Here is a 14,578-nt window from a genome sequence, read left to right as displayed (position 1 = left end):
GCAGGTGAGACCTGCCTATAAATTCTTTTTAGCCCACTCGACATATTCTTTTACGTTGCTTTCCCGTTTTATTTCGTAAAGTTTCCCATCTTTGTATTGAAAAAGTGATTTAATATAGATTATTTTATCTGGTAATCTATTATTAACAAAAATAGTTACTCTTATTTTGTTAGGATTGTTTGTTTCTTTCTCAATGCTACTTTTATCGTAATTAATATTATCTGCGTATAAGAATTTTAATGAATTATCATTAATTGAAGAGTATTTTAATATCTCATCAAGAAGAACTGTATTAAACAGTATGGTACTTATAGGGGGATAATTCAATTTAAAATATCTTTCCATTTCCTCTTGAGAAATTATAAGATTATTATTAATCAATTCTACATCTGTGAGATAGTAAGTACGCACTTTTAAAATATATTTTTCTGCTTCTTTTGGAATTACACTGGATTTCAATAATTGTATTTTAGGATTAGCATATATTTTTAAATCTCCGGGTTTACCATAGGGTGTAGCCTCTTTATAATCGTACACTTTTATATTCTCAAAATCTAACTTTAAATAACTTTTATCTAGCAATACAAATTGTACACCATCTCTAAAATATCTATTTTTAAAATCTTCTATCAAAGGAGCTAAATCTTTTCTTTCATATTGGTAAGAGCTCGGACCTTTCCATACTATAGTAGTACCTGAATCACCAATACTATATAACACTCCTTTCACCTTTTCTTCCAGAGCCGTTCTTTTACTGTCATCCTTATAAACCTGATACTCTGCCACAGTAAGCGCTATGACTATGGCTAGTGCTATTATTTTCCTCATGAAAGCTCACCTCCAGTTAAAATTTTTTCAAAACCTGTTACCGCCCTCCGGTCAGTTAAAACGTATAGGAATGCGGAGGGCGGGTCAAGGTGGAGTCGAAGGATAAATGGAGGGGACCCGCTTGCGGGGAGGAGGCCGTTTATGTTCGAAGGCACCTTGACCGCAAGCCCGACGCATTTATAAAATTTTTTGCGCCGGAGGGCGGTAAGTAATTTTCAGAAGTGTTGATTTTGCTTTATATAACAATTCTTTTTAATGCGTCTTCAACAAATTTGTCAGCATTTTTCCCTTCTATTTTAGCCTTTTCTTCTAATGATTTATAAAGCTCTTCCGAAATCGTTATTGTTTTTATTCTTTCGCTCATTTCTTCTAATCTCCGCAAGAGTCTTGCTTTTTCTCTCTGGCTTAAAGCATCTTCATTTTTCTCAAGAAGTTTCTTCATATTTTTTGGATCCTTCAAAAGCATTATCATGTTGCTCAAAGATTTTTCAGGTAAAGCTCCAGTTTCATACCTCGCAATAGAAGCTTCACCTATACCTAAAAGCTTGGCAAAGGCTCTCTGACTTAACCCATAACTTTCTCTAATACCTTTTATCTCTTCAGGTGAGAGTATGCCGTGCTTTTTTCGATATATATCATAGACCCTCTGTATATTTTCTTCTTCTAATTCCTCATCAAACAGCTCCTCACCACAAACACTGCATATCCTTATTTTTGCTAATGCCTTTATTTCATCTCCTCTGACAGTTGATATTTCTTCTTTTTCGATTACCTCTGTTTCCTGCTCTTTACCGCAGACAGGACAGAACTTCTTCACATTTCCCACCTCCTCACTTATACGGATAAACTAACGGCTGCTCTGCTTTGTGGAAAGAAAGACATACTAAGCATTCTTTTTCTCCTCTTCTTTCAATTTTGAGCTTTATGTAAAAGTCTGTTCCTTCAATATCATGCCCAAATTCCCATATAAAACCTTCCCTGTTGCTTCCCAAATCTTCATTAGGACCTCTATAATAATTTTTGTAAGTTAAATCCATAATAATCTCTTTAACATGCTTAATTGTTAGGCCGGCTTCTTTAATTGAATCCATATTTTTCTTTCGAGGAACAAAATCAAAAGCACCTGCTTTCATTAAATTTTTAGCAACATTGAGGAATTTTTCAATTTCCTCAATTTGAGTCATAGCATATACTCCTTTCACTTAGTATTTTATCACATTCCAAACAATTTCGCAATCATTTGATAGTATTTTTTATAAAATTCTGTGATTACAAACTAGACCCTCCTCCTAAGCAGTTTCTTCTATGTAAAAGAAACTGTCCTTACGCTCACTGACAGCACCTCCTTCATAGACTTTTTCATTTTGAATTTTGTTTGCCCCCGGCAGTTAAAACGAAACGGCCTGCGAGCCGAAGGTCAAGGGGGCGGGGAGGGATACCGGACCGAGCGTAAGCGAGGGAGGATATGCTCACCGACCGTAGGCTTGCCCCTTGACCGTAAGGCGAGCAGGCGTATAATCTATGACGCGGGGGCAAACAAAAAAGCACGTCTGCAAAAGCAGAGGTGCTCTCTCTTAATCGGATTTTTGATTTGAGCAAAGCGAAAATGAAAAATCCGTTCCTTTTCAAAACTTTCTATCTATTTTTCATAATTGATGTTAGCTATTTATCTTTAAATCAAACAGTATTTGTAAAAACTTTTAATAAAATTTTATATAGAATATTTTCACGAATCAATATAGGCAAAAGACTGTGGAACAAAGCTTATTCCCAAATCAGTTAGCTTAATTGGTTTAAGATATTTCTTTACGTTTCCAAGCCGATAGGCAACAGCCTTTTCTTTATTTTTATAATATTCATCAAAAAATTTTTTATCAATACCTGCATAAGCTTTGGTTTTTTCCCATACTGCGGAAGGATTATCTTCAATAATTTCTAGTATTTCCGCTTCTCCAACAACTTTCATAACTGGTGCAGTACAATAAATTAATATTTTATTTACATCTTTTCTAGCAAACTTCATTTTTCTGTATTCAAAGCGTTTGGTACCTTTAAAAATACTTTCTACATATTCAGGTCTTATTGATAATAATATTTGAGACATCCTTACCACCCATTTCTAATATTAATATAAACTGCTCCCGTGAAAGTATTACATTATATGGATATCCATTAAACAGACCTTTTTCCTTTAATTCTTTAAAAGTTATATTTTTCCCTTTCCCAAAAAAACCGTTATAAACCATTTCTATTAAAACTATATTTTTCTTTTCATAAAAAAACTGTTCCAATTCCTCAGGAGAATAAACGGTTTTATTTCCTGCTAATTCTATAAATTTATCTAAATCAATATTAGGAATGTTACCGCTTTTAATAATGGTCAAATTAGTTAATGTGCAAAAAGAAGTAGCAACGGACTTATACTGTTTATTTTTTTCTGCCTTTGTATCAATTCTATAGATTATAACGGGTTCACCTACTTTATGGTGTAAACTTGAAGTTGGAAATCCTATAAATACTTTTGTAATTCCATTTGCTGCAGCTTTTTCTTCCACTTCTTGTTTAGTATTATAAAGTTCAGAATATGGGAAAAGTGTATCATGGTAATAATCAAAAATAGGTATATATCCCGCTTTCTCAAAATATGGATTTAAAAAAGGGAAGGCCTTAAAAGGATCACTATAATCTATCCTTTTCTTGCTTTTTAAATATACACTTTCTCCCCTCTTATTTCTGCCAACATATATAAAACCAAATTTTTTAATTAGCTCAATTAATAGAGTATGTTTGGGAAATACTGTTAAGTATATCTCTTCTGCTTCAGATTCCTGCCACCTCCAGAGTGCTACACCTACAGCACCTTCTCCAAGTCTTTGCCCTTGAATTCTCTCATCTAATTTAAGAGTTCCTATTTTCATTCTCTTTTTGCTTGGTAAAATCTGATTATTAAGTTCAATAGGCTCTTTTTCTTCTTTTAAATAAAGAAACGCACAAAGGCCTTTTTCGTCCTCGCAAACAAGAGCATTTTCTCCATTTTTACTTTTATTCATAAACCACTGGGGAAATTCTGGATAATCTTGCTTGAGAGAATTAAAAAAAGGATCATTAATATCGCAGTTTTCAAACTTAGTCCATTTAAACTTCCCTCCCATACAATAACCCTCCGATACTTTACTATAAATGTTAAAATCTAACCACTTTCTAGTATATATTTCTACATAAAACAAAGAAATCCTTTATTATTTTTCAAAAATTTTGCTTTTAAATTAAGGAATAATACACTTTAATTTAAAAAACTCCAAACAAAGTTCTCCTTTTCTTCCTGCTTGGCAATACTGGAGCAAGAGGATATACTCACCGACCCGAAGGGCTTGCCCCTTGACCGTAAGGCGAGCAGGCGTATAATCTATGACGCGGGGGCAAACAAAAAAGCACGACCGCTGCGGCTTTGCCGCCTGCGGTGGTGCTTTTTTAATCAGATTTTTGTTTTGAGCGAAGCGAAAATGAAAAATCCGTACAGAGAGGTCAAATTAATACACGATATTTACTACCTGATTGTTTTTATCAGCCAGTACCATTACCCAGCTTCCTTTTTTAAGCTTATCTTTATTATACCTCATTACTTTATCTGACTCAGAGAATTTCTGCATAACGGCTTTATCTGAAACAGTGTATTTTTCTTCTTTTCCATTTATGTCTACTACAACATAATTATCATTTGCTTCCTTTAAAATGCCCAGTATGCTTATGCTTCCATCTTCAACAGCTTCTTTTTTTCCCTGTGTAATGACATAAATATAGTTTTCACCATCTTTTCTTATGATTTTCACAAATACTCCTTCTTTAATGTCTTTAGGAATACCTTCCACAAATACAGTTTTTTCGGCTGCAAAATTATATTTAACTTTTTCTCCACTGCTTTCTAAGACTATTTCGTTATTCTGATAACTTACAACAGTTCCTGCAGTAAGTTCTTTTTGAGTACTTACCTTCTCACTTTTAACAGCTTCATTTACAGTATTTTCGGTTTTGCCTGTATTTTTCTTTACAACACCGCAGCCTGCTGCTAGAGCAGTGACAATAAGTAATATCAAAGCAAAGCTTAAAGCTCTTTTCATGTCTTACCTACCTCCTCAAAATTTATTTTCACTCAAAAGACAAAGCTCCATATTTTATCTATTTCCTTATTAATGCTCTATTAATGCTCTCAACCACTTTGTACTGTAAATTCAGCTCCCTTGCGTACTTTTTAAAATCTCTCGCTGGCCTCACAAATACTGTCAAAAACTCATAAGGGAACTCCTTCATTCTTACAAACTCTCCTTCTGTCCCTCTCGATAGCACAACTATTTTTGTGGCATTATCAAGCGCAGCTTTAACAATTTCATTAAACTCATCTGGAAGGTCAAAAATTATCACATCAAACCTGCTTCTTGCAAACTTCACAATCGCATCAACATCGCCTTCTTTAATATTTTTTACAAGGCTTACTTTAGGCGGAGACTGAAGTACAGATACATTTGAGCTATACTCAATTAAATTTTCAAAAAAGCTCTCTTTTGTTCTTTCTTTAAGCCACATTCCGATGTGGGGGAGGACGGGAAGGTCCAGCATAAAGCTTAAATCCGAACCCCCATCACGAAAGTTTAAATCTATTACAAGCACTTTTATGTCTTTATCTAAACTTTCAAGAAGAGTTTTCACCAAAGTGGTTTTCCCTACACCGCCCTTAAAAGAATACACCGCAATAACTTCCTGCTTTAAAGGCAGTATTTTCCCTTTTCTTTTTTCTTCATCCAGCTTCTTTACTGCATATCCGTTAAAGCTGTCTTTTACTAAATCGCTCACAATAAAATCGTACTTTTTCTTACTCAGCATAACCTCTGCGCTCTCTATAGATAAAGCTACATCAGCATCTTCATAAATTTCTTTTGCTTTTTTAATGTATTCCCTATCATTTGAAACAATCAGCACCTTCATCTTACATCCCTCGCTTTTGCTATGCCTGTAACAGTTATATCTCTTGAAGTTTCGTACATCTCTCCTGAAACCGAAGCAGTGACATAAATATATCTGTTTTTGACAGCTATACTTACATCTTTAACAGGTATGCCTAAATCTTTAAATGTATTTAGAGCTAAAGAGTAAGCCTTATTTGCGTCTATGACCAAATCTCCTGTCTGAGTATACTGCATGTCTACAGCAGATACTGCAATATTTAAAGCTATCTCATCGCACACCTTAACAAGCTCCTCCCTTGCACCAACTCCTCTTGAAATGCTGAGATTGGCGTACAAAAGAAGGAGAGATGCCACTACCAAAAACACCATAAAAAGAAGGACAGCATCTCCTCTTTTGTCCTGAAAAAATCTTTTTAGAACACTCACGGCGTATCACCTATCCTTAAAGAGCTTTTACCCACAAGAGTCTTATGCTGCCCTCCCAAAAGGTAGAAAGTATACCTCACTTCTACTGTGAGCATGTCATTTTTAAGTGATGTAATAACAGAAAGCCTGTCTCCTATTTTCCATCCAGTTATTCCATCCCCAAAGTTTACTACAGCCATCTGAGCAGTCTGCTCTGGGGTGTCTGACTTAATTCCTATTCTTGCTCCTTCGAAAGCTGCTTCATTCACCAGCGTCTGCATGTTGCTCACAACAGAAATATTAGCTATAGAAGCTACAATAAAAAGAAGAATAGGAATAAGGGCAGCTGAGGAAATTAGCTGTGAAGCTGCCCTTCTGTCTTTTAAAAACTTTCTTATCATCTTAATCACTTGCCCTGAACGGCATTGGAGAAGAAGTTTGAAGCGTAGTCCAGTGCGTGCTGCACCATGTCTACAATGCTTGTTCTGAAAGTAGGGGATATAACCGCAAGCACACCCACAACAATTGCCACCATACCTATTGTTGATAAAAGGTTGTGGTCTCCCTTTCTGTCCTTTAAAAATTTCATCACTATCTCTTCAGCTTTTGCTAATAAAGCCTTTACCATAAAATATCTACCTCCTCAAAAAAATTTTTATTTAAAACAGATTAAAGAAGCTTCTCAAAGACAGAACAAAAGGCAGTGCAAATATGATTAAAACCGGGATGAAATACCCCAGAAAAATAGGGAAGAACAGGCTGTTGTCAAGCACAGCAGCCCTTTCAATCTTCTGGTTGTAGTTTTTCTCTTCAACTTCTTCTAAAAGCTCTTCTAAATTTTCTCTCATATCTTTTACTGACTCATACTCTCCTGTTACAGCCTTTACAAATCTTTTAAAGTGGTCATTTAAGCTTTTATCTGCTGCAAAAGTCAGCGCATCTTTTAAAGAGCTTCCTGTATCAATTCTCACCTGTGCCTCATAGAGAAGGTCCCTTACCACCCCCTTTCTGGTCCTCACAATGTAGCCTATTATGTTGTCGATATTCATTCCCACCTCCAGTCCGCTTATGAATATCTCTAAAGCAGCAGGGAGCTCTTCTTCTTTATAGAAGCTTCCCCTGTAGCTTTCTATGGGGCTTCTCCAGTACTGGTAAAACATAATAGCTGAGCCTGCAAACACAGATAAAAGAGCAAAAACATTTGCTCCATTTACTGCTCCTATTACTGTTAAAACAAGAAGGCCTCCTAAAATTAAAGCAGCAAAAGAAAAAAGCTCAAGCACATCCTGAGCTTTAAAGGAAAGTATCTTCACTCCTCCTACTGCTTTAATTTCTTTATCCCACTTCTCTATCATGTCCTGCTTTATCCCAAGCCTTTGAAGGTACTTTTCTGAAACAATCCTTCTCATAGCTCCATCTCCTTATCTATTCTTTTCAGGATATAAAGTGTTGACACAAAGTAGCTTAAAGCAGTGTAAGCGATAACTATCTTTCCTACAGGTGTAGAAAAAGCCCTAACAAAATCAGGACTTACTGACATGGTGGAGACAATCATAAAAGCCATCATGCCCGCAAGGGAAACCATCAGGGATTTCGCCTGCACTGTCATGGAAGCAACCCTATTGGCCATCTTAATCCTCTCATAAAGCTTTTTAGCTGTTCTCTCACACACTCTGGACAGGTCGGACTTCATCCTTACAGCAAAGATTATGCTGTCAGCCCATGCCTTTATATAAGTGCTCTCCACATTCTTAAGCTCTTTCAATGCCTCTTCCAAATCTTCTCCCAGCTCAAACTTCCTTACAACCCTGTCTGTGTGCTCTTTTAAAGGACTTTCAGCTTCCTCTGCTGCCTTTATAAAAGCTCCTGCAAAGCTCGGCACCATTTTAAGATATGCGCCGAGCATTTTAACAAAATCTCTAAACTGCTCCTCAGTCTTTCTTATTCTCCTTCTCCCCCAGTAGTCAAGAACATAATCTAAAAGGTAGTAGAGCATAACAGGAAGTGACAGGCCAAGCAGGGTGAAACCCTTCAAGCTCAGAAACAAGGCTGATACGACAGAAAATAGAATAAACCACAAAAATACCTCTTCTGCATCTGCCTTAATACCGCTCTTTTTAAGCTTTCTATCTAAAGCTTCAGTAAAACTTCTTAAACCGAACAAATCCACTATACTGAGCTCATTCTTCTGCGGTGCTACTAAATGCCTCTCCAGCCTTCTTTTAAGCTTAAGCCTTCTGTTTTCTTTAATACTGTACAAAAGAATTACCACCATAAAAACAGCTGCGCCGAATAAAAAAGAGACTGCCATTTTCAATCACCTACCACATGCTTTAAAATGTAGTCTCCGTTTTCATCTATGCCCTCAATTTCAATAACTTCAGCAAGCTCTCTTCCTTTTAAGTTTCCCTTTTCGTCTTCAGCAAGCTTCAAAAACACGACAATGTCAACAGCCCTTGAAATGAGCTTTCTTATGATTCTGTAATCTAAATTCTTAAACTCCTGTATTAACATCTCAAGCCTTAAAAGGGCATCCAAGCAGGAATTTGCATGTATTGTTGTCATAGAGCCCCTGTGGCCTGTGTTTAAGGTGTGTATAAGCTCATAGGCGCTTTCAGGTGTTCTTATCTCAGTGAGAATTATTCTATCCGGGTCTGCTCTCAAGCAGTCGTTGAGTATGTCAGAATAAGTTACGCTTCTTGCTTCAGCCGTTCCCTTTCTCGTTTTGAAGTAGTAGACATAGGGTATATGAAGTTTAATCTCTCTTGTATCCTCTAAAACTGCTACTACATGCTTTTCCTGAATCTCAAAGCCTAAAGAATTAATAAACGTCGTCTTTCCAGCGCCTGTTTCTCCTGCAACCATGATGTTTTTTCTGTCTTTTACTGCTTTCTTGAAGTACTCCTGCATTTCTTTAGTAAGCCCTGCTGTTGTTTTCGCTAATTCCTCCAAAGGCACATTTAAGAGATTGTGCTTTCTAATGATTATGACGGGCTTATCAGACTCTGGAGGTATAACTAAAAGAGCTCTGGAGCCGTCATAAAGCTCTGCGTCCTGTGAGGGATTTGCTATGTTGATTGATTTATTTAAAGGAGCAAGGATTCTGTCCTGTATAACCCTCACAGCCTGCTCATTAGGAAACTCTTCTTCTGCGTCTATTTTTACTCCTGCTTTTTTGTACATTATCTTTGTGCCGTTCACATGTATGTCTGTAACTTCCGGGTCCTTAAGGTACTTTTCTATAATTCCCAAGCCGTATAGAGAAGAGTAGAGCATTTCTGTGTACTCCATAAGCCTATCCAGTGCAAAAGGGTATCTCTTTCTGAGATATTCCTTCACTTCTTCTCTCAGTATCTCCTTTATATTCGGTTTGCCGTGGTGCTTCATCATGACTTCCCTTATCTCATCTGTCATCCTCTCAACATCTACCGCTCCATCATTTATCTTTCTGCTTAGCTCTCTTAAAGCCATTTAAAAGCCTCCTCCATAAAGATTTTTCCTTTTTTATCCCGAAAAGTATATCCTTCAGCTTCTTTACATGTCTTATTATCTTTTTGTCTTGATACTCAGATAAGTTTCTAAAAAAGGGGATAGAATAAATAATTGGAATTCCTAAATCTACAGCCGTGAGATATTTTTTCTTCTTTTTTGCTTTGTTTACTACTGCATATGCTTTTTCTATATCGAGAAATCCGTGAAGCTTTAAGTACTCAAGTATTCCGAGAGTCCTTGAAACTGCCGATACATCATCTTCTAAAACAAATAAAACTCTGTCAGCTTTTAAAAGAGCAGCAACAGTAACTTCAGAAACCTGAGGCTGTAAGTCCACCAGTACATACTCATACTCCCTTGAAATGTCATCAAGGAGTTTTTCCATGTCCACATATTTCAGGCTTTCCTGCATGTCTGGAAATCCGCCGACTATGACGTCAAACTTTTCTCCCTGAGGCCTCTGAAGGCAGGCTTTGTAGTTTCCCAGACATGCATTGACTATGTTTTTTTCTTTGTCTAAATCAAGTAAAGACACAAAATCACCGGGAGAAAAATCACATTCTAAAACACATACTCTACTCTTTTCACTTAACACTTTTGCAAGAGCTAAAACAACAGTAGTTTTTCCAACACCGCCTTTGGGGCTGAATACTGTAATAACCATTTTCATCACCTTCTTACAACCTTGAATGAATTGAGCTTCAAGTACGGCACAAGCTGTGCTGCAGAGTTTAAGTCTGCGTTGAGAATTAAGCTTGCCTTGTCAGAGTCTTCCTTCACAACCGAGATTACCTTAAAGCCGTCAAGAACTTTAGAGCCCGTCTGGTCAAAAACTATAAAGCTCACTGTATCCCCTGACTGAAGTGTTTTTGCTTCTACAAAAGTTACAGGAACTGTCATTACAGCATGATCGGGACCCAAGGATTGAGCATCTTTTGAGGTTAAAATTTCAAGTGGAATAAAATCTCCTTTCACTCTTCCTTCTTTCACAACTTTTCCCACAACATCAGATAAGCTTCTGGCATAGTTAGGATTAACTACCGAAGCAGGCACATCAATTATTTTTACTGCATCCTCTGAGATAACAGTGCCTGCAGGTATGTCTTTTTCCACAACAACCACTTTTTCTGTCTTTTGAATATTCTGCATAAACACAAGCATAAAAGCTGCAGAAACAGCAGCTGTTATTAAAGCAATTTTAATAATCCTGCTCATAAAGAACCTCCTTTACTAAAAGCTGTTCAATTTTTAATAAGCCTTCGTTTAGGTCGGTGCATCTGTAGCTTTCGCCTAAAAATTTTGCTATGCCTTCTATCTGCTTTTTTGCGGTTTCTATACTTTTTGCAAAGCTTTCAATTTTCAGTTCACTGCTAGTTAAATCCGTCAGCAGATAGCTTACATCTCCAAAGTTTCTGGGCTTTTCAAGGACCTCTTTTACTTTTTCAGCTGTTACAGGATCAAATACCAGGTCATATATTCCCATTATGAAAAGTTTTGCTGTGAGGTCTTTATTAATGCTTTCTCCTGCAAGGAAAATAACCCTCCTTCCTCTTTTTCTCACCTCAAAAAGCAGATTTTCTGTTGGTAAGCTGCCTTCAAGAGCCTCGGAAAAAATCAGGGTATCAAAATTAAAATTAAAAACAGCTTCCCTGTAGTACACTGCTGCAGTATTAGGAAGTACATCAGAAAGCTTTTTGTCCAGCGCTTCGATTCCGGTTGCAAGAAGTATCATACTCATCTCCTCCTTCATCCATCGTCTTCTCTTTTCATTGACCGCTCCAGCAGTTTTTTCTCCAGTTCTTCTACGTCATATTTTCTCTGAGAGTAGCTGTTGAAGTAGTTTTTAGGCACAAAAAAGCCACTTCCATCTGCTTTTCTCACAGCCTCCATCACAGATTTTTCTTTGATGTAATTTTCAATTATCTTTTCCAAAAAATTAACAGGGCTTCGTATGTTCCGCCCTTTCATTTTCCTTAAACAGACTTTTATATCTTCCTCTGTCAGCATGTACTTTTCTTTAAGTTCCTTTATAACCTCACTGTCAAAATCATCTGACTGATTGACTGACTGATTTAGAGTCTGTCCGTCAGTCAGTCCATCACTGTCTATCTCCATATTATTTGACTGACTGACTGATGTAATCTTATGATGTAATCTACTGATGTAATCTATTGATATAGGGAGCTCGGGATTTACCATCTCGGGAGATGGACTTTCCCTATCTCCAGAGATGGACTTTTCCAATCTCGGGAGATTGGGATTTACCATCTCCGGAGATGGACCCCTCTCTCCTTTTACAAAAATATCTGGCTGCATTGCTTTCTCATTCTTTATCTCCGGCTTTACAAACTCAGGTTCTCCTTCTACTTCTTTGTGGGTGAGCTCATCCAGCAGTCTGTCGACAAGTTCGTTGTTTCTTACATAGTAGGTCACATTTTTCTGCTTGTCTATAAAGCTGCAGTAGAACTTTTCTTCTCCGTTTTTGATAAAAAGTCTTCCTTCCTCCTTAGCTTTTAAAAACTCTGTCTTTGAATTGTACCTCACACCAATCCTATCAAAAGCAGTTCTAAACTCCTCAACAGAAAATCCCAGCTCTTCTACCCAGCTGTCGCCGGGAGCATAAGAAGGATGGTCCGGAGCCGGCTCAAGAAATTTATAAAAGCTGTTGTAGTTATACCTGTCAAACCAGTACTCCAGCTGCTCAAACAAAATTGCGGCAGTAACAGAGCCGGTTATCTTTCTGTATTCCGGATGATAAGGAATTATCCTGCTCGCTAAAGCAGCAGCTCTATTTCTCCTCTCCATAAAAAACACCTCACGGGTAGTTATTTTTATACTTTTCTCCAATAGCCATTACCTGGTCTACATACCACCATGCGTGGTTATAGTGCCATACCGCATATCTTAAAGCCTCATCTTTATTAAACCCTTTCCTTAAATAAACATCTCTATTTGCCGCTAAATATCTCGCAGCAGTGAAAACTGCATCTTCAGGCTCAAAAGGACTTCTTATTCCATTGTTGTTGCCGTCTACAGCATACTTGTCAAATGTACTTTGCAGAAACTGCATCATACCTACAGCCCTTGTTTTTAGCTCCGGCAAATATGGACCTATTTCATTTGGATTAAAACTTGATTCTCTAAAAGCTATTGCTGCAAGCACATACCACGGAATGCCGTATTCTTTTCCTGCTTCTTTAAACACAGGCAACAAATCTTCTGGTATTTTACCGGGTTTTGCCGCATATTCTCTGCTTGCATTGGTGCCCAGCAGCCACTCTAAGTTTTGATCGCCTTTCATAAAAGCAATTCCTGTCTCCAGAATAAGTTTTCTGTCGATATTATCATTCATTACAACACTTCCTGCCGGCACATTTATATCTCCTAAAGGATTTACAGGAGTTCCGTTTATTCTTACTTCAAAATGCAGGTGAGGCCCTGTAGAAATACCTGTGCTTCCGACCAGTGCTATCTTCTGACCCTGCTTAACAGCTTGTCCAGACCTAACAAGCACCATTAAGCAGTGAGCATAGAGGGTTGAAATTCCATCATTATGGTCAATTATTACGGTATTACCGTAACCTCCATAAGAACCAGCTGCTCTTACGATACCATCGGCAGCTGCAACAATTTCATCTCCCGTATTTGCTGCTATATCAATACCTGTATGCATCTTGTATGTTTTTAACACAGGATGGAACCTCATCCCAAAAGGTGAAGTAACTGTATGGCTTGAAGGAACAGGCCACAGAAGCTTCCCTCCAGAAAACTCAATGGTTTTAGTTTCTCCTTCATAACTACCGTAAGAGCTTGTTTTAATTTCTCTTGCTATTACAGCATCAAGTTTAGAATAGTCTTCATAAAACTCCATCCCCTTCAAAGCCATATATGTGTGAGATTCATTTCCTTTTATATCGGTCACTTCTTGATACTCAAACACATAAATCCCTTCATAAGTTCTTGCCTGGGTGAGTAATTTAACTGGTACGTAAATGACCTCCTCCTTAGGATTTACGTTTCCATCTGCATCAACTTCAAATCCAGTCCTCACAATTTTTTCAGTATAATCCATATACTCAAATTCCGGCTTAAGGCCATCAGCTATTCTTTTAACCCTTGCCATATCAACGTCTTTTCTCCAGCCGTTTGCATACTCCTCAACAGCGTAGACAAGTCCCCACGGCAGCTGAAAATTTTCTTCCTGTTTGTACTTTGACACAGCTTCCGGCTTAATGCTTTCAACATACTTCTTCACCTTTTCTTTCCCTTCAGCCGTCTGTTTAGGAGCTGCACCAAAAATTGAAAGAAGTATAAGTATTACCAAAATCATTATTGTCAAGTAAGGCAGAAAAGTAAGGAGCACAGGTTTTACAGCTTTCCACAGGTATCTTGATATTATGTTTTTAACTGCGTTTTTAAGAATCATAACCAGGTTATCCATATATATCCTCACCTAAAGCTATATTTTTATTTAAAATTTCATAAGATTTACGCCTGAAAAATTCCTGGCAGGTTCCCGAAGGGGTTCTGTCAGTAATTTTTCAGCATATGTTAAAAAAATGAATATATCCAAAAATCCAGTTCAAAAAGGATATAATTTCTTTGAAATAAGATCTTACAGCCATCTCTGCCTTAATTAAAAAGCTTACTGCTTTGTCGAGTAGATAAAAAATCACCAGAAACCCTACAATGCCAAAACCACTTCCTTCATATGATTCCGCCTTTTGAAATATAGGCTCATCCCATTCTTCAGCAGCTTTCACAACTGCTGCTCTCTTAAGGTATTCTTCATAATCCTCTCTTTCATCCATCACATTAAACCCTCCCATATTCCGCTTTTAACACCTAAAAAATCAGGCAGGGAATAAAGATATATCCCCTGCCTAATTTCG

At 37.2% G+C, this 14,578-nt stretch carries 19 protein-coding genes and 1 pseudogene; all 20 read right to left on the bottom strand.

The window, feature by feature from the left end:
- Positions 1-15: 15 nt before the first annotated feature.
- Positions 16-828 (bottom strand): hypothetical protein, encoded by an 813-nt coding sequence (locus THYS13_RS10365; protein ID WP_042834454.1) that lies wholly within the window; start codon positions 826-828, stop codon positions 16-18.
- 235 nt (positions 829-1,063) lie between these two features.
- Complete coding sequence (locus THYS13_RS10360) at positions 1,064-1,645, bottom strand: type II toxin-antitoxin system MqsA family antitoxin (RefSeq protein ID WP_042834453.1); 582 nt, start codon at positions 1,643-1,645, stop codon at positions 1,064-1,066.
- 13 nt (positions 1,646-1,658) lie between these two features.
- Positions 1,659-2,012 (bottom strand): type II toxin-antitoxin system MqsR family toxin, encoded by a 354-nt coding sequence (locus THYS13_RS10355; protein ID WP_042834451.1) that lies wholly within the window; start codon positions 2,010-2,012, stop codon positions 1,659-1,661.
- Between the two features lie 542 nt (positions 2,013-2,554).
- Entirely contained in the window at positions 2,555-2,932 is a 378-nt protein-coding gene (locus THYS13_RS10350; RefSeq protein ID WP_042834450.1) for an ASCH domain-containing protein, read from the bottom strand.
- On the bottom strand, positions 2,901-3,980 hold the full coding sequence (locus tag THYS13_RS10345) for a hypothetical protein (protein WP_235603348.1): 1,080 nt from the start codon (positions 3,978-3,980) through the stop codon (positions 2,901-2,903). The genes THYS13_RS10350 and THYS13_RS10345 overlap by 32 nt, the downstream gene beginning before the upstream one ends.
- A gap of 378 nt (positions 3,981-4,358) precedes the next feature.
- Positions 4,359-4,946 carry a hypothetical protein gene (locus THYS13_RS10340; protein WP_042834448.1) on the bottom strand — a complete coding sequence of 196 codons (588 nt, stop codon included), beginning with the start codon at positions 4,944-4,946 and terminating at the stop codon, positions 4,359-4,361.
- 58 nt (positions 4,947-5,004) lie between these two features.
- Positions 5,005-5,808 carry an AAA family ATPase gene (locus THYS13_RS10335; RefSeq protein WP_235603346.1) on the bottom strand — a complete coding sequence of 268 codons (804 nt, stop codon included), beginning with the start codon at positions 5,806-5,808 and terminating at the stop codon, positions 5,005-5,007.
- The gene (locus THYS13_RS10330) at positions 5,805-6,215 is read right to left on the bottom strand and encodes a hypothetical protein (protein ID WP_042834447.1); all 411 of its coding nucleotides are present in this window, start codon (positions 6,213-6,215) and stop codon (positions 5,805-5,807) included. Before THYS13_RS10330 ends, THYS13_RS10335 begins: the two co-directional genes overlap by 4 nt.
- The gene (locus THYS13_RS10325) at positions 6,212-6,595 is read right to left on the bottom strand and encodes a TadE/TadG family type IV pilus assembly protein (RefSeq protein WP_235603343.1); all 384 of its coding nucleotides are present in this window, start codon (positions 6,593-6,595) and stop codon (positions 6,212-6,214) included. The genes THYS13_RS10330 and THYS13_RS10325 overlap by 4 nt, the downstream gene beginning before the upstream one ends.
- Before the next feature lie 5 nt (positions 6,596-6,600).
- Complete coding sequence (locus tag THYS13_RS10320) at positions 6,601-6,822, bottom strand: hypothetical protein (RefSeq protein ID WP_042834446.1); 222 nt, start codon at positions 6,820-6,822, stop codon at positions 6,601-6,603.
- Positions 6,823-6,853: 31 nt separating this feature from the next.
- Positions 6,854-7,603, bottom strand: coding sequence for a type II secretion system F family protein (locus THYS13_RS10315; RefSeq protein ID WP_042834445.1), 750 nt, complete (start codon positions 7,601-7,603; stop codon positions 6,854-6,856).
- Complete coding sequence (locus tag THYS13_RS10310; protein ID WP_042834444.1) at positions 7,600-8,505, bottom strand: type II secretion system F family protein; 906 nt, start codon at positions 8,503-8,505, stop codon at positions 7,600-7,602. The genes THYS13_RS10315 and THYS13_RS10310 overlap by 4 nt, the downstream gene beginning before the upstream one ends.
- 2 nt (positions 8,506-8,507) lie before the next feature.
- Entirely contained in the window at positions 8,508-9,665 is a 1,158-nt protein-coding gene (locus THYS13_RS10305; RefSeq protein WP_042834443.1) for a CpaF family protein, read from the bottom strand.
- Complete coding sequence (locus tag THYS13_RS10300; protein ID WP_042834442.1) at positions 9,631-10,350, bottom strand: AAA family ATPase; 720 nt, start codon at positions 10,348-10,350, stop codon at positions 9,631-9,633. The genes THYS13_RS10305 and THYS13_RS10300 overlap by 35 nt, the downstream gene beginning before the upstream one ends.
- Before the next feature lie 5 nt (positions 10,351-10,355).
- Positions 10,356-10,901 (bottom strand): SAF domain-containing protein, encoded by a 546-nt coding sequence (locus THYS13_RS10295; RefSeq protein ID WP_042834441.1) that lies wholly within the window; start codon positions 10,899-10,901, stop codon positions 10,356-10,358.
- Positions 10,885-11,418 (bottom strand): hypothetical protein, encoded by a 534-nt coding sequence (locus THYS13_RS10290; RefSeq protein ID WP_042834440.1) that lies wholly within the window; start codon positions 11,416-11,418, stop codon positions 10,885-10,887. Before THYS13_RS10290 ends, THYS13_RS10295 begins: the two co-directional genes overlap by 17 nt.
- Positions 11,419-11,432: 14 nt before the next feature.
- The gene (locus tag THYS13_RS10285) at positions 11,433-12,491 is read right to left on the bottom strand and encodes a hypothetical protein (RefSeq protein WP_042834439.1); all 1,059 of its coding nucleotides are present in this window, start codon (positions 12,489-12,491) and stop codon (positions 11,433-11,435) included.
- 10 nt (positions 12,492-12,501) lie between these two features.
- On the bottom strand, positions 12,502-12,987 hold the full coding sequence (locus tag THYS13_RS14950) for a lytic transglycosylase domain-containing protein (protein ID WP_369819227.1): 486 nt from the start codon (positions 12,985-12,987) through the stop codon (positions 12,502-12,504).
- Between the two features lie 84 nt (positions 12,988-13,071).
- Positions 13,072-13,461 (bottom strand): annotated as a pseudogene (locus tag THYS13_RS14945) (M23 family metallopeptidase); the annotation flags it as partial.
- A 766-nt stretch (positions 13,462-14,227) separates the two neighbouring features.
- Positions 14,228-14,497, bottom strand: a complete 270-nt coding sequence (locus THYS13_RS10275) for a hypothetical protein (protein WP_235603386.1) — start codon at positions 14,495-14,497, stop codon at positions 14,228-14,230.
- Positions 14,498-14,578: the final 81 nt, after the last annotated feature.

Source organism: Thermoanaerobacter sp. YS13 (assembly GCF_000806225.2).
GTDB classification, from domain to species: domain Bacteria; phylum Bacillota; class Thermoanaerobacteria; order Thermoanaerobacterales; family Thermoanaerobacteraceae; genus Thermoanaerobacter; species Thermoanaerobacter uzonensis.
Note: the sequence above shows the minus strand (reverse complement) of the source record. Positions and strands in the feature narration are given on the sequence as shown.